Origin of the sequence: uncultured Gimesia sp. (assembly GCF_963976445.1) — a bacterium.
Lineage (GTDB): Bacteria > Planctomycetota > Planctomycetia > Planctomycetales > Planctomycetaceae > Gimesia.
Genome location: NZ_CAXBKP010000031.1, coordinates 1 through 23917, shown reverse-complemented (window position 1 = coordinate 23917; position 23917 = coordinate 1). Strand labels below are relative to the sequence as shown.

Here is a 23917-nt window from a genome sequence, read left to right as displayed (position 1 = left end):
TTTAACGTCTTCATGACGTTAAAGGGACTATTACTTCCCGATCGACTTAAAGTGGGATGTGTCGAATACCGTATGCTACAAGCATCGCCAGGAAAGAGACGCCGAAGAACAGAGCTATTATCAAGCGAATGGCATGGTGGTTCAAATAGTTGGCAACTTGTGCATCGATCACTCCTGCGAGATTCTGACGCAAAACCAGTAAATCGATAGAGGGATTGGGACCATCTGACATGCAGGAGCGGACGATGACACGAACCGTTGCCCAGACGAGGGCTCGCTGAATCTTCCCTGCAAACCAGAGAGCAAAGCGAGGCACGGTTGCTGCAACGACTTTTTGTGAAAGCAGCACATCTCCCGCAGACTTCAGTTTGTCTTCCAGTTCTGAGATTGACATTCCGTGGATAGACTGGGATGCAGAAAATCGTCCGTCAGGATCTTCATCAGAGACCCCCAGAATGATGTCAAACAGCGCATCGAATACACGTCGACCAATGGCAGTGCGCTCGATGAATCGGGAAATTGTCTTCGCCAGAGTCATTTGAAACGCCACAAGAAATCCAAGCACAATGACGAAAATGACAGTGATCGATAGGGCGAGAACGAAGCGAACCATACTATCGTTGGTGAGAGCGATCCAGAGAACTATCGCGGCCAGAATCGGACCGTAGATCATTTCAACAACAAATAGGGTAAGGGCAAAAGTCTGAAACGCATACTTGATGAGCCCCGCAACGCCGCGTAATGCATCAACGATCATTGACATGGTTTTACTATCCCGCCTAAGTGAATTGTCGCTCACTTGGATGAGTTGGTATCAGAAAATCTGGGGGTATGGATCTAAGTATTTAATCGTCCTGAAGCATGATTTATTTGGATTTTAAAGCGTTGGAATTCGTAATTTAATATAAAAAATGGGATCAGGGGCGGCCCTCTTTACCGTCGGTCCGCTCTACTCCTTGCTGGTGTAGCGAAGGTATGCTAAATTAATATGATCGATTTCCATCCCGTCACCCTCAAGCTGCCGAGTCTTTCTTATGCAACTCGATCCCTTTCACCTCGCGTTTCAAGTTCGTGATATCGCCGAAGCCAGAACCTTCTACGGTGACTTGCTCGGCTGTAGTGAAGGTCGTAGTTCCGAGTCCTGGGTCGACTTCAATTTCTTTGGGCACCAGGTGGTGTGCCACTTGAATCCGGCCATTGGTCCTGTAGGAAACATCTCGTCGCACGTCAACCCCGTCGATGGTCACGGCGTTCCCGTCCCACACTTCGGCGTTGTCCTGACGATGGATCGCTGGAAGTCTCTGGCGGAAAAATTGCATGCGCACGAAGTCCAATTCGTCATCGAACCGTATCTCCGATTTGAAGGCCAGCCCGGCGAACAAGCCACAATGTTCTTTCTGGACCCCAGCGGCAATGCCCTGGAATTCAAAGCATTCCGCGACGTCGAGACCCAGTTGTTTGCCACTTGATTTCACAGGCTACACTGTGGGGGCAGTACAGGGGGGGCAGTACAGGATTGTCATGGGCCATAATATTTGGGGAGCTGGCCCCTCTGGACAAAAGCGGCATACGTAGTTGGTTTATTTGAAAACAAATTCATTCCACGTCTTCTTCTGTCCGTGAGAGTGGTTCTACCGGTGTGAAATCATCACAAATTTCAAACAAAACTGAAACAGTTTCACCGTCTGATAGCTTCCAATCCAAAACTCGACTGCCTGGCGTGCATTGTTGCTTGGGGCCAGAAACTAGGATCCGCATACCTTTGCCGTCGGTGGGAATCATGAACGTAGCGTTGGGCAGGCCAAGCCGGGTTAGCACTGAATCACTATCAGCAAGCAATTCTTTTAGTTGTTGATAAGTAGGTTGATTTGTATGCATGGACTACTCCTTTTTATTTCTGGGACAACCTGTTAATTATTATACTATTGTAAACGGATAGAAACTAGCAGAAATATTGTTGAACTGACGGGGCAACTTGATAGTCTGTATATAATGTCAGTGGTTTGTGTGGGAATGTATATCAACAATCATACACGAGGAGAATGTCATGGATTTTCAAGAAGCCGTTCTAGTTGTACGTGAACACGGAATTTCATTATTGGATGATCCTACGAGCAACGTTCGTTTCGTTGCGGTTGCCAGCAAAGACTCGGGACCGTTGGCTCAAGCGACAGATTTCTGCGTAACTGCCTATGTCGATCATAAATTGACAGCCACTCAATTAAGAACACGCGGCATTAGTACGTTTGCAGCTTCATTTTCTTCAATCTCTGGTGTCGAGGCGGGTAGTCAGGATATCGACGTTGTTGAGACTACGGGGGCGATCGAACCAATGCCCGGGCTCCGTACTCCTATAGCTCAACGCGGTCGATATGGGGGGCCGCCTCCAGCATTAAACGCGCAAAAACGATTCCAACAGTTGCGTTGCGGAATTGGCGTGACTAATCCGACGAATGAGTACCCGAATTTCCTGAGTGTTGGGACGGCTGGATTCTATATGACGGATGACGCAGGGTATCTCTTTTTGGTTTCAAACAACCACGTAATAGGACGGTCAAATGCAGCGGTAAACGGAGAATCGATAGTTCAACCCGGAACGCTCGACTTAACGGATAGTGAGTTAAACTTGATGCCCACGTTTAATAAATTGATCAACGAACTAGAGATTGGTGGTGTCGTCGGTGTTGTACAGCTGCAGTTTCCGACCATCGCTGGAACACCAAATAATACTGTTGATGCAGCGATCGCGCAACTTTATGACGCTGGGCGTGAATTCGATGATACGGATCGTGTTACCTACGGTGGAACGATCCGCGGAGTCGCTCCCGCATACTCGGTCGATGATACTACGGGGGCGTTAAACCAATCATCGCGAGTCTACAAAGTGGGGAGAACGACTGGTTACACTGAAGGTAACGTGGTTGGAGTCGCCGGCGTTGCCAACGTACCCTATGATGGCGGCACGGCGAGATTCGTTGACCAACTTATCATCGCGCCAACCGACGACAATACTGGAGATTTTAGCGATAGCGGTGACAGCGGTAGCGGTATTTTGAATGATAAGCATGAATTGGTTGGTCTCCTCTTTGCCGGGAACGGACAACACACATTTGCAAACCCCATTCAGAACGTCGTTGATCAAATCCGTATTGCATCTGGCATCACCAGTTTGAAAGTAATTCAAGGGTGAACCTTAACATCTGACCGACACTATTGAGACAGATTTGTTCGCGTTTTGAACTCGTAGATGGTAAATGAAACTGTTGTATCCATCATTTTGAAGCTGAAACGTAAAAAGGTCGCCGCAGTCACATAGAGAACTCATATGTAGAGAACTCATATGTTTTTGTGACATCAACTTCAAGGAGAACTGTGAGATGGCTGACAAACCGATGCGTTGTCCGACTCCGGTCTGTACGGGGTGGATCTCATTCGTGAAAGATGAGGACGGAGACTTCTGGGGTTGCGGAGAGTGCGGAGAAGTCTGGTTCGAACAAGACGATTTGAACGATGCGATCAAAGAGATCATTTCGACCTACGAGTACCGCAAGCCCTGCTATCAGAAGTCCGGCAAGAACTGGGTCGCCGCGCCTTTGAAGAAAGAACCCGAAGACTACGAAGAGTTAGTCGAAAACGAAGATTACCCGGACGACGACGACGAAGAAGAAGAGCTGGGCTTCTATTGCTGTCCGACCTGGGGGTGTTTCGGCATGGTCGTCTGGTGCGACGACGGCGGAAATCCCGAAGAGGATGATTCGGGTTGGTACTGCGACCACTGTGGTGACAGCTGGCCGACGAACGAAAAGTTCTTCAAACAGATCGCCAAAATCATCAAACGCGGCCCACACCGAACAGCACTCTACGAACAAACCGACGAAGGCTGGCAACCGCTGGGCGAACCCGACGACTGGGAGCGTGTCGTCACAAAAAACGAGGAGCCGTTAAAGGAAGAGGGCGGGGAGTTATTTTAGTCTGGATGATAACGGAGCAGGGGGCTTAAGTCCGGAGTTCTGTCCCCTTTGAAGACGTTTTACGTTCCTTTAAGTGATGAGACAGCAAAGAAAAATCTCCGCGGTCGCAAGTCAAGCACAGAATAAACCTGTGAACCCGGAGTCAAAATTCGGCCACTTTTTAAAAGATACTAAGATGAAACGATTAACTGAAAAACAAAAGCGGATTCTGAGTTTTATCCGCGTCTTCCAGTTCAAAGCCGGCTGTGCGCCGACCGTACGGGAAATCGGACAAAACTTTGGGATCAAATCGACAAACGGCGTCTCATGCCACCTCAAAGCGATCGAGGCGAAAGGCAAAATCAAACGGAATGAATTCATGCCCCGGGGAATTGAAGTCCTGGACAATCTCCGGATCCGGTTTTGTGGCGAAGTGCATTAGACAACTGGATTATCGTTAAGGAAAGGCAGCCTCCTTTTCGTTCTCAAAAGGCATTGTTGCGATGCATATCCGGCCAGCGGAAATATCTGATCTAGATGAGATTACCGCCGTTTACAACGAAGCGATTTTAACGACGACGGCGACGTTTGATCTGGAACCGAAAACGCGAGAGGATCGACTTCAATGGTTCGAGAGTCATGACGAACGTTTTCCGATTCTGGTGGCGGAGTGCGATGGACGGGTCGTTGGCTGGTCCTGTCTTTCTCGCTGGCGTCCCCGCAGGGCTTACGATGGTACGGCTGAAACGTCGTTCTATGTCAAAGAGGACCAGCGTGGTCAAGGGGTCGGGCGACAGTTGAAGCAGGCGATCATTGAAGAAGCCCGCCGTCTGAAATTTCACACGCTGATCGCAGGCGTGGCAGAGGGGAGCCAGGCCAGCCTGCATTTGAATCAGAGTTTCGGATTCGAGGTGGTAGGAACTTTCAAACAAGTCGGTCAGAAATTCGGCAAGATGCTCGACGTGACCTATCTGCAAAAAATATTGGACGCCGATAGCGGGGGGTGACCTTTTTAGTCTTCTTGGGTTTGATAAAATAGCTGTATTGATTTAATAATCATTGGGTGGCAAATGGATCTTAAAACTATCGATAATAAAATCATTGTTGCTACTGAAATCGCACAGCCATTGATTTTGAAACTTCATGCCTCTGATCCCACTAATGTTACTTTTGAACAAGTCGGTCTGCTTGATGGGCAGGATATTGTATTCGAGTTTCTTAAGCATAATGAACGTGGATGTGCGTTAGACCATCTGCTCTACATGATCCACGAATCCGATATTCGTTACCCTCGTGAAATCATGCTCGAAATACATGAAATAGCGAGCATCCTTTAGTATGACAAATCATTACAGTAAAGAAAATCAGGTAAGTATGACAGAAGACAGAACAAAATATAAAAAGCATCTTTAATGCCCCATGACCAAGTGTTCTAAGAAAGCCATATCGGGATTGCCGCAGGCAACAGAAACAGATCAGAGGACACGATCGAACCAGAGAATCGTAGGGGCCGACCCATGTGTCGGCCCGCCTGGCAAGATTCAACTTGTGATTCCGGTGAGAATGGGGCCAGCCAAATCTTCGGACGTTCTCAAGCAAACATCCTGCCACAGCGGGCGGCCACATAGGGCCGCGCCCTACAGCAACATTGGTTGGGAATCTTTCTGTGGGATTGCACCAGCACCGTCGGACAAGTCGAGGGGTGGCAGACGGCAGTTTAAATCTGTCTTCAAAGTGGGTGGCACTGTTGACTCGCCAACAGTGAATGAGCAAAACGCACAAAACCAGGCTGGTCCCGTATACAATTCGAGGCGACCCAGTCTGAAGTTTTCGTGTGATTTCGTGTTTTTCGTGGTAGTCATCTTGCTACGAAACCACGATATCGTGTGACCCCATTTCCTTCACAAAGACGAATTCAATCGAGCCCCAGTTTGGTCTGCCGCGTTGTGCGTCCTTCAACTGGTTGGCCGACTCTGATCACGACCGTACCCTCTTTGGCTTTCGCATCCGCGTAATCCGGCACCCCTTGGGGATAGATCGCTTCGACCGATTTGACCGTTGCAGCTTTTCCATTCACTTGAAGATTGCCAAACGTCACGGTGACTTTCGGGATCTCGGTGACCGGTTTGCGTGGGCCATAGACTTCGACAAAACTCGCGATTTTCGGCGAGAGCATCAGGTTGTCACCTTTGAATCGTAAGGCACCGATGAAAATGTTCTCGTCCTTTTCGTGCGCATACACGAACGCGCCCACCCAGGTGCAGGGTTTGCCGTCGACGATCTCTTGATCCATGCGAGTGATCTTGTAGGTGTAGGTTCCTTTGCTCCATTTGTAAGGACGGCGGACGCTGACAAAATCTCCCTCATGCCCGGAGCTTTGGTAGAAGCCACCCAGGGAAGGCCGAATCGCGTCAGGGCTGCGTTCGCCCCACATGGACATCAGCAGGCCGTGACCAATCTTGCGGAGCCGTTTGTTGTGCAGTGTGTAGCCGTCTGTCTGTGTCTGGATCCCGCCATAAAACGGCGTTTGACTGAGATGGCCCAGCCCAATCGGCGCGATATAAAGATTTTGGGTCGCAGGAACGTCATCGCTGATGGTCACATCAATGCTATAACTCTCGAACAGAGTCTCCTCGCCAATGTCCCACCACAGATCCACCAGATGCCACGGCATCGGTGCATATTGTTTTTCCTCCGCGGAGACGGATGTTGTTGTCAGGCAGGTGACCAAAATCAAAAGGCCCAACCGAATTGTTTTATTTCCGAACACAAAAGCAACCTTCCCATTCCAAAATTCTGTTTCAGTATTCAATTCAATTGTTGTCACAACAATGGATTCGAGCGTGCCGTGTTTAGCACAAATAATACTGCATTGAGAGAAGGCTTACTAGAAGCTGTCTCATAACGTCAAAAAAAGTGAACTGTTTGGCGTGACGTTTGCATGTGAAGTTCTCCTGAAAGGAGAATTACTCATGTATATGATGCTGGTCTGGTGGCCCAAACGAAAACGGGTTTCCACAAAAGCAGCGTCCAGGACGGAACGCCCGGTCGTTTTGACCGATAACCAATGGTCTTTAGTTGCAAAACTGTTTCCCTGGACTCCCCCCTCCAAAAAGGGAGGACGTCCCAAGGCCCACCCACGAGATTGCCTGGAAGGCATTCTCTGGATTCTGGTGACAGGAGCGCGATGGAAAGATTTACCAAAAGAATATCCCTCTAAAGCGACGTGCCATCGACGTTTCCAGCAATGGACGATCGAAGGGCGACTCTTGTCTGCCTGGCAAATCATTCTGGAACGAATGGATGAAGCCGGCCAGATTGATTTCTCAGAAACCTTTGCCTCGGCAAAAAAAGGGGTAGAAGAGTTGGCCCGACTCGTCGTGGCAAAGGCACTAAGGTCATGATTCTCGTTGATCGTCACGGGACACCTGTGGCGATCGACACAGAATCGGCCCGTCGTAGCGAAGTCAATCTGATCGAACCGCTGCTTGCAAAAAACACATTGCAAAATCGACAACCCGAGCGACTGGTTTATGACAAAGCCGCCGATTCGGACCCACTGCGCAAACGGCTGATGGAAAAAAAGATCGATCTGATCTGCCCGCATCGAAAGTCGAGAGTCAAACCGAAGACGCAAGACGGTCGAAAGCTCCCACGTTTCAAACGACGTTGGATCGTAGAACGCAGCATTGCCTGGCTGCATAACTACCGCCGGATTGTCACACGCTGGGAATACCACGATTACCTCTACGAAAGTTTTGTAATTCTTGGGTGTTTATTTACACTATTAAAAAGGTTTTGAGATGCCTTCTAGTCCTTTTGAGAAAAATATTATGATCAAAAAATAGAGTTATGCTTTGTGGACTTATTAAATGCCGAAAACTGAATATGACATAGATGGAAAAGCATTTCATATTGAGAAGACTCCAACTGGGTGGAGAGGGTGGTTTCGAGATTCTGAGCTGGAAATCTATGAGGGTGAACTGAAACGAAATGTATTAATCACGGCAGGTTATAAGCCCCTTCAGCCTTCAGGAATTGTCATTTCATCAGATTCCATTTATAGTCAATGCGAGTTTAGACCACCACGCACAATGGAAGTTGCTTATCAAGAACTTCTGAAGCGTCTTTCTTCTGGGAAGAAGCCTGCTTTTCGTAAAGATAAATCACTACATAAATTTGTGATCTTTGCTCGAGATGATTGTGTTTGTTTCTATTGTGAACAATTCATAGAAAAATCTACTAATATTCATCTCGACCATTTGGTCCCAAGAAGCAAGGGCGGAACTGATAGCGCAAGCAATATCGTAACTTCCTGTCACAAATGTAACTTGAAAAAATCCAACTCAATCTTACATGATCTCAAGGATAGGCTGAATGAACTTCATTCACGAAATTACATCAGGGGCAGCTTGGTGAAATGGATTACGGCATCGTGTTTGAGGGGATTTCCGGTTCTCTGTCAGCGACAGTGCTGGGGGGAATCGTCACCGTCTCTGCGGGATGACACATGGGTCATCCCCTACCTGCGCATACTCGCGTTTCATGCCGGCTTAGCTGCTTAATCGTTATCGCTGGTTTGACTGCTGCGACCTGTCTCGTCCGTGCATTGCGCATGTTGCGCCATGCCTCTGTTGATTCTCTTCGCAAAATCTAGTTGACGGACGCTGTACACGACATAACTTTCCGTAAGGCTTATCCCTCCCTACGGGCCTGCGGGGAGTGAGGGTCGATTATTAACGTACCACATCGATCATTCGAGGATTTGACGAATGCATAAAGTCATTCAAGAGACGCTGGAGATGCTGGATAACTGGAGTAGTCGGCTGGACGGCCATTGCTCTCAGAAACGCGCCGACGAACGATCGGATTATCGTCAGTTGATCAGTCTCTACGTGGCCCGGTCAGACCTGAATGGAGGTGAAAGTGGGGAAGATGATGAGGCATTGGAGCTGATTGTCGTCACGGCCCGAAATTTATCGAGAAGTGGTTTGAGTTTTCTCCATCCGCAAAGCCTGCGAACAGAAAAAATTATCGTGGCGCTGGGCGAGGACAAGAAGGATCGTATCTACCTGCAAAGCAAGATCGTCCGTCGACGTCAGGTTCATAACGACTTGTGGGAATTCGGCGTGCAGTTTGTTGGCAGAGCCATCATGTAGGGTAAGTGTGAGGCACTGTTCGTGAGAACACACCGGATTGCCGTCGCGTCCGGTTTCCTGTAACGGTATGATGAATTCCGTAACGTGGATGAGTTTTTGCGAAACCTTTTGAGTCGAACGGTGTTTCTATCCCTATGAAATATCACATCATTATTCTGCTTTGTTTGTGCTCCACTGCCACTGGTTTCAGCCAGGAGCCTGACCGCCCTGTCAGAGACCCGAAGTCGCGTCGCGCGGAATTGTTAAAACGGTTTCCCAAGAGTGATACCGATGGGGATGGCGTATTGTCGTCACGTGAACTGGCGGCGCATATTAAGAAGCAGCAATCCAGCCCGGAAATGCAGGCCCGACTAAAACGAATGCTCAAACGGTTTCCTGATGCCGACGCGGATAAAGATGGCAAATTAAGCAGGGATGAGCTACGGAAATTACAGACAGCCAACCAGAAGCAGGGGACGCGGCGGTCTCGACGTGGCAACGCGCCTAAGGTCGTCGCGACCGTTCCTGATGTGGCTTACGGCGAACACAAATTGCAGCGGTTCGACCTCTGGCCTGTTCCCGATGCGAAAGCACCGACGCCGCTGGTGGTCTTTATTCATGGTGGCGGGTTTCGCGGGGGGGATAAATCACTTTTAAAACAAGGGACCGTGGAAACCTATCACAAAGCCGGCGTTGCGGTGGCCGCGATGAATTATCGCCTGACCGATTCGGGCCCGTATCCCATGCAGATGCACGATGCCGCCCTAGGTTTGCAGACCATTCGGCATCGCGCCAAAGAATGGAACATTGACCCCGAACGCGTTGTCTGCTTCGGTGGCTCGGCGGGAGCCGGGATTAGTCTCTGGCTTGCCTTCCACGATGATCTGGCGGAACCAGGCAGCGACGATCCGATCGCTCGTCAATCGACACGCGTGCTTGCAGCCGGGGCGATGAACGGCCAGTCGACCTACGACATCCACACGTTTCGAAAGTGGTTTGAGATTCCCGATCTGGCGAAGGGAGGCGCGATGCCTGCATTCTACGGTATAGAACCTGATGCAAGCATTGATACGCCCGCGGTGAAAGCATTGATGAAGGATGCGTCGCCAATTAGTCATCTTGACAGTGAGGATCGTGCGAGTGTTTACATGACCTACAGCCGCCCCAATTCCAAAGTCACGCGAGAGACTAAGTCAGCAATCTGGGTACATCATGTGCTATTGGGCATCAAACTGCGCGAAGCGATGGAAGCACTCGGCTTGGAATGCACGGTGACTGCGCCCGACATGCCGGCCGAAAAGAGTCCCTACGACTCACTGGAAGACTTTCTGATTTCCAAAGCCACTGGCAAAAACAAAGCGAAATAGTTACGGTCGTTTGAAACGGCGGCTAGCGCCGAACCGCTCATGGTAGGGTTGCTTTTAGAGTCTAAGTAAACCCATATAGCTGTCTGCCCCTGTTAATCTCTATCCTCCTAAATGCTTAATCATTTTGGGGTCAATGCTGGTTGCACACAGGAGTCCGCCCCACAATGCGCCGGGAATGCCGGGTGAGACAACGTCCTGTCCGGTCAGGTAGAGACCTTTGATTGGTGTCTTCATCCGGAGTGCATTTGACAACACGCGCTGCGGCGTTACGTCGAGACCGTAGAAGGAGCCTTTTGTATGGCCGGTGATCGATGCCGTTGCCAACGGTGTCGCGACTTCGCGAAATACGACCAGTTCTGCAAGCTTGGGGAAATACTTCTTGAATTGTTCAAACAACGCTGCTTCGACCTGGTTTTTGAAATCAATGTAGTCATCGCCGCGTTGTTCGGGCGGGAGTCCGGCCCAGCGCGCGACGGTAGACCAATCTGCCCAGGCAATAAATTCTCCTGTATGTTTTTGATCGGGGCCCGGATCATGTGCGGGGTCTTTCAAAGAAGCGAACGAGACGAACATCGCGGGGGGGACGGCGTTAGAAACGTCGGTCCAAACTGCGTCTATTTCGCCAGTCGGATAAAGCCAATGGTTGGACTTTGTGGCACCGGCGGCTTCGACGTCTCCAGAGAAACCGAGGAATAATGAAAAATGGCAGATGTTGGAACCGAGGGAACGGATCTGATCTACCCACTCTTGATGGCCGTGATCTTTCGGAAGCAGGCGGTCTACCGTTTCCCTCGCGCCGATATCTGAAATCACTTTGTCCGCATCGATTTCTTCACCATCAGAAGTCGTCACGCCGACGACGCGACCGTTTTCCATGCGCAGTGACTCAACGGTGACGCCCGCACGTGCCTCGCCGCCAGCCGACGTGATCGTCGCCAGCAGGTGTTCCGCAATGGTGGAGCCGCCTCCTGCGGGGTAGAATCCTCCGCTACTAAGATACGACCCGATGACCGCCGCGTGCAGTGCGAAACTTGCCGTGCTGGGGCGGCCGCCAAAAGTGCCCCACTGCGCGGAAAATACAGCGGCAAGTTCCGGGTTGTCTGTCAGGTCGTTTGCCACTTCCGCGGTGGTGCGTTCACACCAGCGCTTGATTGTCCGGCGCCTCCACCACTTCATTGCTGTACCGAAAACCGCAGGCATCGAACGTGCTTGTATGATCGTCGTCAGTGCCTCACGGCCCTCGTGGATCGCGTTGTACCAGGCTTTGATGGCATCGCCTTCGTCTGGAAAGCGTTCCTTCAAATCGAGCTTTTGGGATTCTGTCGGCCGAGTCAATTGAATTGTGGGAGCGTTACCAATGTGAAGCGTGTCGTAGATTGCTCCGATCGTCGCCAATTCAATCGGCGTATCGGTCAGCCAGTCAAGAATGGCTTTCTCCCGTTGATCCTGCCCCAAGTCGCCAAGATAGTGAAGCCCGGCGTCCCATGAGAAACCGTCACGAGAAAAACTGTGAGTCTGTCCGCCGAGTGAATCGTACTGTTCCAGCAGCAGCACTCTGTGCCCCAGACGCGAGATCGCGGCAGCCGCAGTCATCCCGCCCATACCGGAACCGATCACAACTTCATCCCATGCAGCCTGAGTGGTGGTCATCGTTTCTACGCCTTCGCTTTCTCTGAGTTATTCTGACATTGCACTCCGACATAGAAATCGAAGCCAAGTCTTGCTAGATGTCGCGCTGTGAAATCTGCAACCCTGTTAAACTTCCCTCTAAAGTGTAACCATTATAAAGTCTGTTGACTGGCTGTTTCAGTGTGGTACGATTTCTATGTAGCTTGCAGTGACCAGATTTAAAAACATCATCCAGCGATTATTGTATCACGTTTGAACAACATATAATATTATGCACGTGTTGATGCCTCGTGAGTATCAGCTACAACATCGTGCAGGTGAATCACAAGTTGTGCCGTAAATCGAATATGCTCCAATGGATAGTAAACAACCAATTCGATACTCGCTGACGCGACGCCAACGGCTGATTCCGCGTCTTAAGATATGGGGGCCTGCATTCGTTCCATTCTTCGTTCTACTTGAATCCTTCTTCATTGTACGATTCATTGATGAGATAATCGCGTTCGAGTGGCTTGGGGTGCTTACATTCGGCTTCTTGGCGTTCGGCCTGCTCCTGCTCTTTCGCGGTCTTGTCACCGGGCTGATTGATGTTGTGGTGCAAGCACGACGGGAAATGGACATCACAATCGAGGACAACGGCTTCGGTGTCATGATTGGAGAAGAACGATGGTATCTGTTTCTGGATGGAATAACTAAAATATCAGAATACACGTCGGGAGTCTGGACGATCGAGCATTGGAATGGATCGGTGGTCCACATACTCCAAGATGCGATTTCGGAAAAACAAATCAGACACATGCGACAAAAGATGGAATTCGGACGAACGTCGGCGGGCACTACCGCCACAATTGAACGCGGCCGTCAGATTCGGGTGATCCTCGAAGACGAAGAAATGGCATCAGAAAAAACATGATACAATCTACGATTGAAATTATTCCGCCCGAACGTCGCTTGTCAATCGCTGCAATCGTCTTTCCGGGAATGGATCAAATCGACTTGACTGGTCCCTATTCCGTGCTGTCTCGCATCCCCAACTGTTCGATTCAGTTGGTGTGGAAGAATAAGGAACCGTTGCGCGATCACCTCGGATTCAGTTTGCTGCCGGACACAACTTTCGACGAGGCTGGGCAGATCGACCTGCTACTGATTCCCGGAGGTCCGGGACAGGAAGAACTTATGGACGATGAGCGAGTTCTTGAATTTATTCGCCAACGAGCCGAAGCGGCGCAATGTGTCTTTTCCGTTTGTACTGGCGCTCTGATTTGCGGTGCGGCCGGTCTATTGACAGGTCGGGCGGCGACGACGCATTGGACCTCCCTGCATCTGCTGAAATATTTCGGCGCGAAGACCTCCACGAAACGCGTTGCCATCGATGGAACATTCGTCAGCGCGGCTGGGTTGACTGCGGGAATTGACGGGGCGTTAACAGTAGCCGCACTGCTGCGGGGCGACGAGGTTGCTCAGAAGATTCAGCTTGCCATCCAGTATACCCCTGAGCCGCCATTCAATTGTGGCTCGCCCGAGACTGCCCCACCCAAAATACTCGCCGCCGTTCAGGAAAAGACATCGTCTCTCACTGCCAAACGGGAAGAAACGGCCAAACGCATCGCGGCAAAAATGGGCGTCAAAGTCGACTAGCAGCGACCACAGGGTGGAGAAAGGTGCCTGGCAATTTTATGTTCTCCCGAAATCGGCATCAATTAAACGTTGCTGGCTCATGAAATCCCCAGGAAGCCGCGAGCGCATCGGCAGCTTCTTCTACGTCTGTGATTTCGCCCCAACCGCCGTTTCGCAGAAACGCATGTGCGAACTCGTGAGCGATGATGTATTTCGCGTACGCTTCAGACGCCATCTCCAACTTGGGTCTCAGCACTACGAGACGGCTTCCTTCGCCGATCGGGCCAGGTGCTGCCAGGAACAGTGTCCACCCCTTTCCGTGTTCGTAGTTGTCGATCGCGGTTCCGAATCGATGATCATCCAAAAAATCACGCTGCACATTGACGGGCAATACCTGGAGGACAGAGAGAACGCGTTCCTGCAACAGCGGGTAATCAGCAAAGGGGGCGGTAAAGGCGGCAAAGGGCATATTTAAAATGCTTCACATCAAAGACGACAGTAAAGGGGGCAGACTCCAGTAGCCGACGGTTTAAATACTTTAACGGCACAAGAGACGTGAAAATAGAGAAGCAACAGCACAGTTAACAGGAATTTGTGTATTGTCCCCCATTCTCATTTCATGTGGCGGATTTATCGGTAGACCAATATTTGAATGCGCATGATTGGTTGATATGATATCCACAAATTGGAATCACATCCTCATTAAGGCACGCAGTCCATGTTTCGCAAGCTCATTGACAAGCTAAAAAGTTTATCCACAGAGGACGGTGAACGCTTTGATCCGGCGACACTGGACGATCCGGTCGCGCTGATAACGGAATGGACGCCGCTGAAAAGGGGCGGGGCGAGTTTCTGCACGCGGCAGCTGGTGCGGATCTCACCCCTGCGTTATGAGTTTCGTGCTTCGTGGGGTGCAAAAGCCTTTTATCTGATCTTCCTGGTGATCGGCTTGGGACTCTTGGTGATGTCGATCTCTCAAGTCATCATGGGCGGAACTGTATTTACGGAGGACGTGATTGGCCTGGGAGCGGTCGGGTTGGTCTTTTCAGTGGTCGGTGGCCTGATGTTCTACTTTGGCATCAGGCCGGTTGTATTCGATAAGCAGCATAACTGTTTCTGGAAAGGAAAGATTTCGGCCGACGAATTAATCTATGCCACCGCCAATGAGTTGTTGATGCCGTTCCAGGAAATCCATTCGATTCAACTGATTTCAGAAACGATCAGCAACAAAAACGGTTCGTATTTTAGCTATGAGATGAATCTTGTCTCCCAAGAGGGCGTACGAACGAATGTCGTCGATCACGGCAAGTTGGACCAGATTCACGAAGATGCAAGAACCCTTTCCGAGTTTCTGGAAGTGCCGATCTGGGATGGGATCTAAGGGGAGACTCGCCCGCCCTGGCTTGGAAGACGCGTGTGGAACGAAGTCACTGTTGGTGTTTGCGGGCTCGTCTTTTCAGGACCGATAATTCTAAGCAACAACCCGCCGGAGCACCCCCTTCATCCCCTCTTCCGAACTACTGTGCTCTATGTCTAATCATCAAAGCGAAATTAGAATACGTCGAATCCGGTCACGCGATTTTCGAACGTGAGTTTATGGCGAACATTGTTGATCCGGTGACTGGCAAAACAATGGGCGAAGTTGTTCAGCCATTGATTGAGAATCGCTATCAAGGCATCGAGAATAAGCCTGCGTTGTTTTTACCTGGTCCGACGAAATGACCGGGTAATGGTGATTACCCACCCAACATTCTAAACGAGTTTAATAAATCGAAAGAGGAACTCATGAGCTGTGAAAGCGACCAGGAAGAAAGCGAACTGGAATAATCGAGGTCGCTTGAAAACATTCGTTTGCATGGTTTGGAGAAATGCGAGTTTGACGACTCCTGTGATCGCTGCAGCAGTCCGACCAGCGGCAGTTGGGTTCAGTTGTGTCACAATCCCGAAGATGTCACAGAGGCGAATTTCTACATCTGCTGGGAATGTATCAAGGCACGGGCGGCCCTGGACTGGTGCGAATACTGCGGACGCAGTACCGGGGAAGGAATCAATGTCTGTGAAGAATGTGAATACTTTGAGAAGCTGATCGACGAATCAGATTTTGAAGAATGGCCGGGTAACCGTTATTACCTAGACGCTTTTGAGGATTTAGGAAAGGAATGGTGAAATTTAAACCATTAACAAAATCAGAAATAGACGACGGAAAATTCTGATGTGGATGCAAATTCATGAGGCATCAATTTAGAATAGACAGAAATTCTGTTAGGTTTAGACAGAATCAAATATTATCTTTCAATAGTTATTCAAAGGAATTATTCGCGATGGACGAAGCCACTCGACTCGAACGCCAGTCCCTGTATCTCGCAATTTGTCGTGAAAGGGGATGGCTTGCCGAGGATAATACAGAGCTTTGGCCCGACGACGATGAATCTAGGACGGAGATGGCTCGCGGTCTGTTCGGACTTACTTTGGTCTCAAACACGGACGATCTTTTTGCAGATGTCAGGGCACAGATTCGCGCGACCGACTTGGTGGCGGGGTCGGACGTTGATGGTGCTGTGGCAACCCTATGTAGCCTCACCGACGAGCAGAAAACAGCCCTTCTGACGGTTCTCGATGACTTCCTTGATTCAGCGGTTCATCGCGCCATGTTGCGACTGGATCGGTTTGAACACGGATTCATCAAACTTCAGCTCCAGCAATCTGACCCAGATGAAAGCACACCTGTCCCTGGTTCGGAGATCGACATTATCTCCGACGATCACAACGAACTGTTTCAAGAGGCACATCAATGGAAGGAAGAATTCAGCAGAGGGACAGAAATTGGTCGCAGGGAACCCGAACATGATTGATACCATCCCACAAAACGGGGATAACAAGACGTCGCTACCAACCGGCTGCCTCCGTGAACTTGTAATCTGAATGACAACTACGATGTTAGACCCTGCTATCAAGGATTGATTCCGAATTGCTAACTCTCAAAAGTGTCCGGGTAACGCTAATTACCCGGACACTTCTTTTTGCCGCACGAAAAGATAGATTAAAGCTCTTTGTTGACAGTCTATAGTTGTTTGGTACGATTACTGAGTATGTGGCCTATTTCAGTTGAATAACAAGTTTGGCGGAGAAATGAAACCGCTTCTACCACTCCTCTTTATACTTTGCTACTTCCTTGGTGGGGGCTCTTCCGAGCAAGCGGGCAAGCCCATTCCTACCGCCTTCGATCCCGTCGTTGAGTTTCGAAGCCGAATTAGCTGTCACAATTTTGATAGCGCCTCTTTTCTTGTTGCTGAACCCTCGCAATTCTATCGTGCGAAAATGGAGACTGGGTTATTGGCGAAACTGACGGTGATGATATCGATTGCCAATACTTGGTTACGGGTGTGATGTGTGATCCGTTGCAGGTGGTTGTTCGATTTGTCCCGCAGAACGATAAAATTCTCTTGGTGGTCGATCCAATTGGAGACCACAAGAACTTTGCACTCGAGTGAATTGACAACATGGCGGATAACCATGACAAGTACTGGAGTCGTGCCTTTTAATAGATACTCTTTATATTAATGTCCGGGTAACAGCAGTTACCCGGTCATTATTAAACCAGTCTAAGCATCCAATGCCACAGTCTCATGAACGGTTTTACGGAATCTGGGAATCATAATAACAATTAGTATAACTCCAACATCGACGCTGTAATGAAAAATCATAATCTGGCAAACAGGACTAGGAGCTGTTTGATTTAAGGCAGTTACAAAGTCGCTATTTTCACCCAACTTTTCAACAGCTATCTTGGTGCAAAACTCGTGCACTGCTATATTCTGTATCTGTGACCTCTTGATCGCGCCACTGTTGGACATAGCAAAAATAAAGAATACTACAGCGACACCGACTCTTACCTTGAAAGATTCTAATGGAGCTTTCGCTGCCATTACATATCCGATAGTGGCTAGAGATACTGTAGAATAGAATTTCCAGAATGACGATGTCTGGGCTGTGGCAGAAAAAATTAGTTCACAAATATTTGAGATGTCATCCATTCCTAATCAATCTCCCCGGTATATCTATTGTTCGGTTAGCATAAACAATGGTCCAGAAATATTAGACAGTTTTGAAAGTATTGATTCAAGCACTTAATTTTTTTTGGTTGACAAATCGGAAAAACGTCCGGGTAACGATGTTTACCCGGTCATTCGACAGAGCTTTAGTTAGACCTGTTGTAGATTCTGTCTACGCAGATAGCTGAATTTATTCTCTGGGAAGCTGTAACTTGAAATGCCCTCAAGATGTGAAATCATGTATACTTTTCTTTGAGCATCCTTTACACAATACCCGACGCCGTACTGTAGACGCTTAAACTCCCTGGAGGCTGCCAATGCTGAAATTATTGTTTCGACTTTTTGCACCCTCGAAGCCATTTGTGCCGCCGACACAGAAGCAGTTGGATTATGCTGCTCTGTGCGGCGTCGCAATCACACACAACATGGACCGCGAAGCAGTTTCCAATGCCATCGATGCAGCGTTCACAGCTGACCCAAAGCTGAAGTTTAAAATCAACGCACGACGAAAACGCAAAGAAAAGGAAGCGAAGGTGACCTTAGATGCGATGCCCGCCGCTGAAAAGCGAGAATTGAAGAAATGGGCAACCGCTGCAGACGAACATGATCATTTTCTTGTCGTTTACAAATCCGACCGTGATACCATTGTTGACATTCTTGAATGTGATGACGTGCGAGTCGATACCGGTGCAAAGACGATTGTGATCAACTTTCTTGCCCCGCGCGTTGATGTCATCGTCGCGGGATGGGATGGCACAAGAGAGGTTCGTGAACAAGAACTTTGCTGGGACCAACCACTCGTACTTTCCGCCAGCGAGATCATCGAATCTCGAAAAGTTCAGATTTACGAAGATCAGATCAAGAAATACCAATCGACAATCGCACGAAAGAGAAAAGCACTTTCTGGCTAATCACGAGGCGAATAATAACGGGTTGAATCGGAGCCCTTAAATTAAATTTGATTTGATACAAATAAATGACTAGACGCTAATTCTACAGGCAATGGAAAGCTACTGGGAAAGTGGGTTTTTAAAATATTTCCATGATCTTATTTACAACTCCAAACGCTACAATCTTAGTAAGCTTAGACAGAACATGTTTTCGAGGAGCTTTAAATGGAATTAAAACCGTTACCTGAAACAGTTAAGGAAAAAAGTGTGGGAACTGACGGACAGAAGGAAGAACCAAAAGTTAGCTTAGATCAAAACAATGTTGCTAGCCGATCAACTATTTGCTCTGCATGTGAAAGCGTGCGACCGTAACGTCAACATGAAAATTCCGCTTGGCAAAAGTGCAATTGAGCTGCTGCCAGTCACCGATGACGAATTGGCTGAAGACGAACAGGAACGTCTTGAATTGATGGAAGTCGGTCAGTATTGGCTACTCTCACTAATGTGGCATTGTGTAGACTTAATACACATAAGAGGCGAGCATCTTCCAGTCGATGAGGCGATTGAGCATGCAGAAGACTGTTATATATTGGCTTATGACTTGTTGAATGCGAATGCCTTAATGCGTGACTTTGGTGACATCACGCTAATCCAGATGGTTCACGCCTACTATGGTTACGTTACTCAGAAAACCGAAGCAAATGTCGAGGCTGTCGTGAAAGCAATGGAGAATTGGCAAAATGCCCACATAAACGATGCGGATGACGAATAGCAACGGCAGAAAGACGAATCCAACTAAAATCGCCTAATGACCGGGTAACACACGTTACCCGGACACTTTTGATGATTTGAAGAGTATAATGAACCGGTCACGTGATTTATGTTATTCATTAGTTAAATTGCGAGCTAGAAAATGAAATCATCTTGCCACCGTTTGGAAATAATTAAAGCCCCCGAAAGAGTGGTTGTTGTAGCAGCCAAATCGTGGTGGCAGGACAATGGATTTACAATTCATCCTCCTGTGAATTCCAGCATCATTTCCAGTTTCCGGGGCTCGGGTTTTGGACTAACTGACCAGCAGACCAAACGGATTATGGAGATCATTCTGAAGCCAATTGGCGATGGAACAGCAGTGTCGGTATATCACCATACAAACCGCATTCTATGCGTAGTAGGAGTCATGTTTGGTAATATATTGGAACGGGAGACGGAAAATTTCCTACAGCACATTCGGGAATATGTTGCTGCAAAGTGCTAATGACCGGGTAACGTGCGTTACCCGGACATTATTCTAGAGGGTGTCTTTTAAAACGGTCGATATTCGGGACGTCCCGGAATACGTATGAGTTGATAGGATTACTAAAGCGACCGAAATGGGAGAACCAGAAGTTGTTCAAGTGCCGGATAGTTCTGTAAATATGAGTTGGCTGAGTTTTATGACCGCCGCTCACGTTCAACCGTTTGTTCGGTAGTCATTGTTGCGGCGCTGTTACGGTTTGCGCCACGACTTGGCGTAGTGTCTGATTGACGGTGACATCGGAAATCGGGCGATTCGAGTTGTGTTCGTGTAGACGTGCCATTGCCGCTAAGTTGCCTCAAGTCGGATAACGTCAGGCATAACAGGGCCACCGCGATTGATGCTGCACTTGAAAAACGCGCTGTCGGCGGCTCCGCGTTCATGCCATTGTTATGTCGCGGCTTCCACTTGGCGTGGACGTGACATCGCAATACCTGCATGTGATTGGCTACGGAAGCGGGACGCCCTTGAACACCAGTTCGCGACGGTTGTTTGCATCGCCGAATGAAAAACGAAGTACGGCAGTTTCTGAATGTGGGAGCTTGCCAGACAACGTGAATGAGTAGACCTTGGATTTCTTCTCATTTACAACTTCGGGCATTCCCACTGGGAACGTTGCAAAGCGAAGCGGCGGATAATTATAATCCATTTCGGCGATGGCACCACTGGTACGGCTTTCAAATACGCGGCCGTTCGTTTTCCACTTGATTTCACCGACCAGTTCTTTGCCATCAGCCGTTTCCGCGCTGAAGCCCCACGGTTCGTCTTTGTCTGTGAGGTTTTCGATAACGGTTACGACTCGCATCCACGGCACTGCGTTTTTGCCCGGAGGGCGGCCGCCATCGTTAATCGGTTTTTGAGAGTCGACAAAAGCAATTCCTTTCGTGACGCCGAGAAGCGTAACTCGGTAGTCCTTGTCTTGCTGTACGGATTCAAACGTGGCAATCTCTGATTTCCACGCCTCTTCTTCGGCATTCAAGAATACGGCAGCCGTGCCTACGACAACAACGACAACAATCAGGGTGACGAGCCTATTCACTTTGGATCTCCATTACGAGTGAAAGTGGATTCGATTGAGCGACATAACTCATTGATAGACAGAATATGTTTCTGTCTAAATCTATCAGGCTTTCTGTCTATTATCAATTGGCACTATATGGGAGAGACGGAGATCGAACAATATCAGACATAATTGGTGATCGACAAAATTGTAGCAGCTTCAGAATAATGACCGGGTAACATAAGTTTCCCGGACATTCTTTCCGTTTGAACTGATTCGATGTGACTCTGCTTTATCACATTTCTTTCCCTGACAAGGAAGCCGTAACGATGCTGGATAACCTCCCCCTCAATGGTAAGAAGACGTACGTCGTCGCTGACGTCACTGTGATCTATTTCGTTTGCGGAATTCTACTTGGCGACATGCCCATTCATGATGCGATGGTGCTCATCGGGGGCGCGCTGGGAGGAAAAGGGAGGGAGGCTTTGAATCAAACTTATGATTTTACTGCGGGATGTTCATCTGCGTGGGAGTGGTGATATCTGGTAGGATTTGTTTGGCTTTGGGGTGGGGATTGCTTTCTGCTGTTTGAAACGGCGGCTGGCGCCGATCCGCTCAGGGTTGGAGATATTCTGCTCTCTTGGTGGGGGTTTGTGGTAGGTGATCTGATCACTGTTGGCGAGCCAACAGTTGTCACACGGACGTCTGTTATTGTAAGGGGTAATGTGATGTTGTTTTGTTCTCTGAGATTTCTGAACTTATTTTCGTTCCCACAACAGCGCATCCGATCAATCCTCCAATAAATTCTGCCCCGATTCCGGCGAGCGGGATTGCTTTGCCTGTTGTTCGATCTCGTTCGCTTCGCTGATTAAATCTCCTTCCGCTTCGTTGGCCGAGGCTGCTTCTTCTCCCGACGACGACGGTGACTCTTGTGGTATCACAACAGGCTCAGCGATATGGTCGTGTTCTGAACGCATCCGCACCGGCACCCCTTCGGGAAAGACGATCTCGCGGGCCTCATCCGGCATCGAGATTCCCGCCTGATCGAACGCGAGTTTGGTGAGTCGAATGACAGCCGAACGTACTTTGAACGTGCTGAATTCGGCTGTGTTGATCCAGAAATAAACCCTCAAATTGACAGTAGCAGCGCCGAGCGACTCGACCAGAACCATCGATTCCGGATCGGCGACGATGGCGGGATGATCCTCGAGAACCTTCAAGGCGATCGCTTGTGCTTTCGAAATGGTGTCGGCGTAACCGATCCCTACCTGGAAATCGAAGCGGGTATTCGGATTGGCAGTAAAGTTGATGATGACTTCTTTGTAGATGGTGGCGTTTGGAATCTGAACGTGGTTTCCCTCAAGCGTCATCAGCAAGGCCGAGCGGGTATTGACACTTTGCAGATACCCCTTATAGCCAGCGACCTCGATTAGATCACCCATTACAAAAGGTCGCTGTATGCTGATCAAGATACTGGCGAGAAAGTTTTCGGCGATATCGCGAAAGGCGAATCCGATCACCAGAGCTATCAGTCCTGTCCCTCCTAGAACCGTCATCGCCAGTCGCGTTAAACCTGAAATCTTCAGGACAAGGTAGAGTCCGAGCAGAAAGACGGGGATGGCTGCCGCCCGCGAAACGACGTTTCCCAGTAAGAGGCTTTTCATCCGTCTTTGAAACAGACCGGCCGTCAGTCTGGCAGTCCACCCACTGGCCCACCAGGTCACTATCAGGAACAGAATTCCGACCAGAATCAGCGGACTGTTTTGAACCGTCTTCGAACCGAGAGTCGTGAGTTCTCCAAACGCATCCGAAAGGTCCCACATTGATTTTTGATGGACCTCGATGCGATTGACGACGGCCACGACATCCTGGGTTTTGGATGCCAGTTTTGCCGCCCACTCCTTGTGTGGTTCTGTATCCACCTGACCAGAGAGGAACACGACACCTTCGTCGACACGCGCTTCAGGCTGTTTGAACCACCCGGTTGCTTCCAGAATCCGAACCAACCGGGATGCAATTTCGGCGTCGGCCGCAACGGGATTCACGTCGACCTTCTCAGGGGTTTCCGGAGCTTTCGTGTCGGTGGATTCCGGTGGAGCCTCTGGCGGGGGCTGATCCTGCGCAGCGGCAGGTGGCATTGAGATTTGGCAAATGACAACGACAACACAGAGAAAATGTCGAGGCATCCATCTCAATGAGCTGCTTATAATTGAGTGTTTCTTGAGCACACAAAGGAAACGATTCGTCGTCGGTGTCGATTCAGTTCTGCTCATACGATTTCCTCGGAAAAATCGGGATGAAATTTGCAAAGTGAGTCCTCTTTATTCGTTGCAGCATACCCGAAATCGAGGGGCGGAGTTGTTGCAAAACGAACTTGTTATTCTCCAAACAGTCTTCTGGCTCCAGACTGCTTTCGGGAAAGTCCTGATCATCAAAACCACCTTGTACAAGACGGATCATTACGATGAACGCTTTCATCAGTTATCACTCCTGGAATGAATGGCTGCTGCTACAGTTCAGGGATCTTGGAAATATCCAAGGTAACCGATTTGCATTTTGTATGGAAGCATCTGACTGAATCGTCGTTTGTGAATGAATCAGTTCCTGATTTAAGTGACAGGAGCTTGGGGCAATGTTACTTACGGAGAGGGCTAAGTATAAAAGTCTCAGACAGGAAGTATCTCACTTGGAAACAGCGGTGACAGAACATCAGCTGATTGCCGAAACGATTCCCAATCGAGCTCCCCTCCCTGAAACCAATCAGATGATGAAAATCCATAGGAAGTGTAAAGGGGGCAGACACAGACATGCACTTTGTGATTCTCTGCGGGATGTTCATCTGCATGGCTGCGGTGCTATCTGGTAGGATTTGTTTGGCTTTGGGGTGGGGATTGCTTTCTGCTGATTGAAACGGCGGCTGGCGCCTAATGGTACTTACTTTACTTTTTTTATGTTGGATCGGCGTTTTTTTTTCGGT

At 49.1% G+C, this 23917-nt stretch carries 29 protein-coding genes; 20 read left to right on the top strand and 9 right to left on the bottom strand.

Annotated elements, in window-relative coordinates; genetic code table 11:
* Nucleotides 1-46 precede the first annotated feature (46 nt).
* Entirely contained in the window at nt 47-763 is a 717-nt protein-coding gene (locus AAC022_RS23865) for a hypothetical protein (RefSeq protein ID WP_339735205.1), read from the bottom strand.
* A gap of 271 nt (nt 764-1034) precedes the next feature.
* On the opposite strand from AAC022_RS23865, the gene AAC022_RS23860 reads away from it, so the two are divergent.
* On the top strand, nt 1035-1469 hold the full coding sequence (locus tag AAC022_RS23860) for a VOC family protein (RefSeq protein ID WP_339735203.1): 435 nt from the start codon (nt 1035-1037) through the stop codon (nt 1467-1469).
* Nucleotides 1470-1596: 127 nt separating this feature from the next.
* Here the strand turns inward: AAC022_RS23860 and AAC022_RS23855 are convergent, their stop codons facing one another.
* Nucleotides 1597-1878, bottom strand: coding sequence for a hypothetical protein (locus AAC022_RS23855; RefSeq protein WP_339735201.1), 282 nt, complete (start codon nt 1876-1878; stop codon nt 1597-1599).
* 169 nt (nt 1879-2047) lie between these two features.
* Between AAC022_RS23855 and AAC022_RS23850 the strand changes: the two genes are divergently transcribed.
* From AAC022_RS23850 to AAC022_RS23830, 5 genes are all read left to right on the top strand, one after another.
* Nucleotides 2048-3190 (top strand): hypothetical protein, encoded by a 1143-nt coding sequence (locus tag AAC022_RS23850; RefSeq protein ID WP_339735200.1) that lies wholly within the window; start codon nt 2048-2050, stop codon nt 3188-3190.
* A 187-nt stretch (nt 3191-3377) separates the two neighbouring features.
* A complete protein-coding gene (locus AAC022_RS23845) occupies nt 3378-3971 on the top strand; it encodes a hypothetical protein (RefSeq protein WP_339735198.1) in 594 nt (197 codons plus the stop codon).
* Nucleotides 3972-4146: 175 nt separating this feature from the next.
* Complete coding sequence (locus AAC022_RS23840) at nt 4147-4392, top strand: LexA family transcriptional regulator (protein ID WP_339735196.1); 246 nt, start codon at nt 4147-4149, stop codon at nt 4390-4392.
* Nucleotides 4393-4453: 61 nt separating this feature from the next.
* Nucleotides 4454-4957, top strand: a complete 504-nt coding sequence (locus AAC022_RS23835) for an N-acetyltransferase family protein (RefSeq protein ID WP_339735194.1) — start codon at nt 4454-4456, stop codon at nt 4955-4957.
* A gap of 63 nt (nt 4958-5020) precedes the next feature.
* Nucleotides 5021-5287, top strand: a complete 267-nt coding sequence (locus tag AAC022_RS23830; protein WP_339735192.1) for a hypothetical protein — start codon at nt 5021-5023, stop codon at nt 5285-5287.
* A 578-nt stretch (nt 5288-5865) separates the two neighbouring features.
* Here the strand turns inward: AAC022_RS23830 and AAC022_RS23825 are convergent.
* On the bottom strand, nt 5866-6720 hold the full coding sequence (locus tag AAC022_RS23825; RefSeq protein WP_339735190.1) for a hypothetical protein: 855 nt from the start codon (nt 6718-6720) through the stop codon (nt 5866-5868).
* A 202-nt stretch (nt 6721-6922) separates the two neighbouring features.
* Between AAC022_RS23825 and AAC022_RS23820 the strand changes: the two genes are divergently transcribed.
* The 5 genes from AAC022_RS23820 to AAC022_RS23800 all read left to right on the top strand — a co-directional run bounded on the left by AAC022_RS23820 (nt 6923) and on the right by AAC022_RS23800 (nt 10455).
* Nucleotides 6923-7354 (top strand): transposase, encoded by a 432-nt coding sequence (locus tag AAC022_RS23820; protein WP_339735188.1) that lies wholly within the window; start codon nt 6923-6925, stop codon nt 7352-7354.
* The gene (locus AAC022_RS23815; protein WP_339735186.1) at nt 7351-7752 is read left to right on the top strand and encodes a transposase; all 402 of its coding nucleotides are present in this window, start codon (nt 7351-7353) and stop codon (nt 7750-7752) included. Before AAC022_RS23820 ends, AAC022_RS23815 begins: the two co-directional genes overlap by 4 nt.
* 70 nt (nt 7753-7822) lie before the next feature.
* Nucleotides 7823-8515 (top strand): HNH endonuclease, encoded by a 693-nt coding sequence (locus AAC022_RS23810; RefSeq protein ID WP_339735184.1) that lies wholly within the window; start codon nt 7823-7825, stop codon nt 8513-8515.
* A 207-nt stretch (nt 8516-8722) separates the two neighbouring features.
* The gene (locus AAC022_RS23805) at nt 8723-9109 is read left to right on the top strand and encodes a PilZ domain-containing protein (protein ID WP_339735182.1); all 387 of its coding nucleotides are present in this window, start codon (nt 8723-8725) and stop codon (nt 9107-9109) included.
* Between the two features lie 134 nt (nt 9110-9243).
* Nucleotides 9244-10455, top strand: coding sequence for an alpha/beta hydrolase fold domain-containing protein (locus tag AAC022_RS23800; protein WP_339735180.1), 1212 nt, complete (start codon nt 9244-9246; stop codon nt 10453-10455).
* A gap of 99 nt (nt 10456-10554) precedes the next feature.
* On the opposite strand, the gene AAC022_RS23795 is transcribed toward AAC022_RS23800, so the two are convergent.
* Nucleotides 10555-12105: an NAD(P)/FAD-dependent oxidoreductase gene (locus tag AAC022_RS23795; protein WP_339735179.1), complete on the bottom strand. Its 1551-nt coding sequence runs from the start codon at nt 12103-12105 to the stop codon at nt 10555-10557.
* Between the two features lie 334 nt (nt 12106-12439).
* Between AAC022_RS23795 and AAC022_RS23790 the strand changes: the two genes are divergently transcribed.
* Complete coding sequence (locus tag AAC022_RS23790) at nt 12440-12997, top strand: hypothetical protein (RefSeq protein WP_339735177.1); 558 nt, start codon at nt 12440-12442, stop codon at nt 12995-12997.
* Nucleotides 12994-13722 carry a DJ-1/PfpI family protein gene (locus tag AAC022_RS23785; RefSeq protein WP_339735175.1) on the top strand — a complete coding sequence of 243 codons (729 nt, stop codon included), beginning with the start codon at nt 12994-12996 and terminating at the stop codon, nt 13720-13722. The genes AAC022_RS23790 and AAC022_RS23785 overlap by 4 nt, the downstream gene beginning before the upstream one ends.
* A 58-nt stretch (nt 13723-13780) precedes the next feature.
* On the opposite strand, the gene AAC022_RS23780 is transcribed toward AAC022_RS23785, so the two are convergent.
* Complete coding sequence (locus tag AAC022_RS23780) at nt 13781-14170, bottom strand: hypothetical protein (RefSeq protein WP_339735174.1); 390 nt, start codon at nt 14168-14170, stop codon at nt 13781-13783.
* A gap of 249 nt (nt 14171-14419) precedes the next feature.
* Here AAC022_RS23780 and AAC022_RS23775 point away from each other — a divergent pair, with 249 nt between their 5' ends.
* The 4 genes from AAC022_RS23775 to AAC022_RS23760 all read left to right on the top strand — a co-directional run bounded on the left by AAC022_RS23775 (nt 14420) and on the right by AAC022_RS23760 (nt 16553).
* Nucleotides 14420-15082, top strand: a complete 663-nt coding sequence (locus tag AAC022_RS23775; protein ID WP_339735172.1) for a hypothetical protein — start codon at nt 14420-14422, stop codon at nt 15080-15082.
* 215 nt (nt 15083-15297) lie between these two features.
* Entirely contained in the window at nt 15298-15423 is a 126-nt protein-coding gene (locus AAC022_RS23770; protein WP_339735170.1) for a hypothetical protein, read from the top strand.
* Nucleotides 15424-15552: 129 nt separating this feature from the next.
* The gene (locus AAC022_RS23765; protein WP_339735168.1) at nt 15553-15867 is read left to right on the top strand and encodes a hypothetical protein; all 315 of its coding nucleotides are present in this window, start codon (nt 15553-15555) and stop codon (nt 15865-15867) included.
* 155 nt (nt 15868-16022) lie between these two features.
* On the top strand, nt 16023-16553 hold the full coding sequence (locus AAC022_RS23760) for a hypothetical protein (RefSeq protein ID WP_339735166.1): 531 nt from the start codon (nt 16023-16025) through the stop codon (nt 16551-16553).
* Nucleotides 16554-17303: 750 nt separating this feature from the next.
* Here the strand turns inward: AAC022_RS23760 and AAC022_RS23755 are convergent.
* Entirely contained in the window at nt 17304-17735 is a 432-nt protein-coding gene (locus AAC022_RS23755; RefSeq protein WP_339735164.1) for a hypothetical protein, read from the bottom strand.
* Between the two features lie 335 nt (nt 17736-18070).
* On the opposite strand from AAC022_RS23755, the gene AAC022_RS23750 reads away from it, so the two are divergent.
* Together AAC022_RS23750 and AAC022_RS23745 are read left to right on the top strand one after the other, a co-directional pair.
* Nucleotides 18071-18664: a hypothetical protein gene (locus tag AAC022_RS23750; RefSeq protein WP_339735162.1), complete on the top strand. Its 594-nt coding sequence runs from the start codon at nt 18071-18073 to the stop codon at nt 18662-18664.
* 298 nt (nt 18665-18962) lie between these two features.
* Nucleotides 18963-19415: a hypothetical protein gene (locus AAC022_RS23745; protein ID WP_339735160.1), complete on the top strand. Its 453-nt coding sequence runs from the start codon at nt 18963-18965 to the stop codon at nt 19413-19415.
* A 973-nt stretch (nt 19416-20388) separates the two neighbouring features.
* Here the strand turns inward: AAC022_RS23745 and AAC022_RS23740 are convergent.
* Nucleotides 20389-20979, bottom strand: a complete 591-nt coding sequence (locus tag AAC022_RS23740) for a hypothetical protein (RefSeq protein ID WP_339735159.1) — start codon at nt 20977-20979, stop codon at nt 20389-20391.
* Between the two features lie 290 nt (nt 20980-21269).
* Between AAC022_RS23740 and AAC022_RS23735 the strand changes: the two genes are divergently transcribed.
* A complete protein-coding gene (locus AAC022_RS23735) occupies nt 21270-21479 on the top strand; it encodes a hypothetical protein (protein ID WP_339735157.1) in 210 nt (69 codons plus the stop codon).
* Nucleotides 21480-21728: 249 nt separating this feature from the next.
* Here AAC022_RS23735 and AAC022_RS23730 read toward each other — a convergent pair whose 3' ends face one another.
* Together AAC022_RS23730 and AAC022_RS23725 are read right to left on the bottom strand one after the other, a co-directional pair.
* Nucleotides 21729-23126, bottom strand: a complete 1398-nt coding sequence (locus AAC022_RS23730; protein WP_339735155.1) for a mechanosensitive ion channel family protein — start codon at nt 23124-23126, stop codon at nt 21729-21731.
* A 449-nt stretch (nt 23127-23575) separates the two neighbouring features.
* The coding region (locus AAC022_RS23725; protein ID WP_339735153.1) for a hypothetical protein at nt 23576-23917 on the bottom strand (342 nt) is incomplete at its 5' end.

What these genes read in the sequence shown, in the direction of transcription:
- AAC022_RS23865 (WP_339735205.1), bottom strand. Translation starts at nt 763, where the DNA reads ATGTCAATGATCGTTGATGCATTACGCGGCGTTGCGGGGCTCATCAAG.
- AAC022_RS23845 (WP_339735198.1), top strand. Translation starts at nt 3,378, where the DNA reads ATGGCTGACAAACCGATGCGTTGTCCGACTCCGGTCTGTACGGGGTGG.
- AAC022_RS23755 (WP_339735164.1), bottom strand. Translation starts at nt 17,735, where the DNA reads ATGGATGACATCTCAAATATTTGTGAACTAATTTTTTCTGCCACAGCC.
- AAC022_RS23835 (WP_339735194.1), top strand. Translation starts at nt 4,454, where the DNA reads ATGCATATCCGGCCAGCGGAAATATCTGATCTAGATGAGATTACCGCC.
- AAC022_RS23780 (WP_339735174.1), bottom strand. Translation starts at nt 14,170, where the DNA reads ATGCCCTTTGCCGCCTTTACCGCCCCCTTTGCTGATTACCCGCTGTTG.
- AAC022_RS23785 (WP_339735175.1), top strand. Translation starts at nt 12,994, where the DNA reads ATGATACAATCTACGATTGAAATTATTCCGCCCGAACGTCGCTTGTCA.
- AAC022_RS23735 (WP_339735157.1), top strand. Translation starts at nt 21,270, where the DNA reads ATGCTGGATAACCTCCCCCTCAATGGTAAGAAGACGTACGTCGTCGCT.
- AAC022_RS23800 (WP_339735180.1), top strand. Translation starts at nt 9,244, where the DNA reads ATGAAATATCACATCATTATTCTGCTTTGTTTGTGCTCCACTGCCACT.
- AAC022_RS23820 (WP_339735188.1), top strand. Translation starts at nt 6,923, where the DNA reads ATGTATATGATGCTGGTCTGGTGGCCCAAACGAAAACGGGTTTCCACA.
- AAC022_RS23860 (WP_339735203.1), top strand. Translation starts at nt 1,035, where the DNA reads ATGCAACTCGATCCCTTTCACCTCGCGTTTCAAGTTCGTGATATCGCC.
- AAC022_RS23770 (WP_339735170.1), top strand. Translation starts at nt 15,298, where the DNA reads ATGGCGAACATTGTTGATCCGGTGACTGGCAAAACAATGGGCGAAGTT.
- AAC022_RS23815 (WP_339735186.1), top strand. Translation starts at nt 7,351, where the DNA reads ATGATTCTCGTTGATCGTCACGGGACACCTGTGGCGATCGACACAGAA.
- AAC022_RS23795 (WP_339735179.1), bottom strand. Translation starts at nt 12,105, where the DNA reads ATGACCACCACTCAGGCTGCATGGGATGAAGTTGTGATCGGTTCCGGT.
- AAC022_RS23750 (WP_339735162.1), top strand. Translation starts at nt 18,071, where the DNA reads ATGCTGAAATTATTGTTTCGACTTTTTGCACCCTCGAAGCCATTTGTG.
- AAC022_RS23810 (WP_339735184.1), top strand. Translation starts at nt 7,823, where the DNA reads ATGCCGAAAACTGAATATGACATAGATGGAAAAGCATTTCATATTGAG.
- AAC022_RS23805 (WP_339735182.1), top strand. Translation starts at nt 8,723, where the DNA reads ATGCATAAAGTCATTCAAGAGACGCTGGAGATGCTGGATAACTGGAGT.
- AAC022_RS23775 (WP_339735172.1), top strand. Translation starts at nt 14,420, where the DNA reads ATGTTTCGCAAGCTCATTGACAAGCTAAAAAGTTTATCCACAGAGGAC.
- AAC022_RS23840 (WP_339735196.1), top strand. Translation starts at nt 4,147, where the DNA reads ATGAAACGATTAACTGAAAAACAAAAGCGGATTCTGAGTTTTATCCGC.
- AAC022_RS23760 (WP_339735166.1), top strand. Translation starts at nt 16,023, where the DNA reads ATGGACGAAGCCACTCGACTCGAACGCCAGTCCCTGTATCTCGCAATT.
- AAC022_RS23850 (WP_339735200.1), top strand. Translation starts at nt 2,048, where the DNA reads ATGGATTTTCAAGAAGCCGTTCTAGTTGTACGTGAACACGGAATTTCA.
- AAC022_RS23830 (WP_339735192.1), top strand. Translation starts at nt 5,021, where the DNA reads ATGGATCTTAAAACTATCGATAATAAAATCATTGTTGCTACTGAAATC.
- AAC022_RS23745 (WP_339735160.1), top strand. Translation starts at nt 18,963, where the DNA reads ATGTTGCTAGCCGATCAACTATTTGCTCTGCATGTGAAAGCGTGCGAC.
- AAC022_RS23855 (WP_339735201.1), bottom strand. Translation starts at nt 1,878, where the DNA reads ATGCATACAAATCAACCTACTTATCAACAACTAAAAGAATTGCTTGCT.
- AAC022_RS23790 (WP_339735177.1), top strand. Translation starts at nt 12,440, where the DNA reads ATGGATAGTAAACAACCAATTCGATACTCGCTGACGCGACGCCAACGG.
- AAC022_RS23730 (WP_339735155.1), bottom strand. Translation starts at nt 23,126, where the DNA reads ATGCCTCGACATTTTCTCTGTGTTGTCGTTGTCATTTGCCAAATCTCA.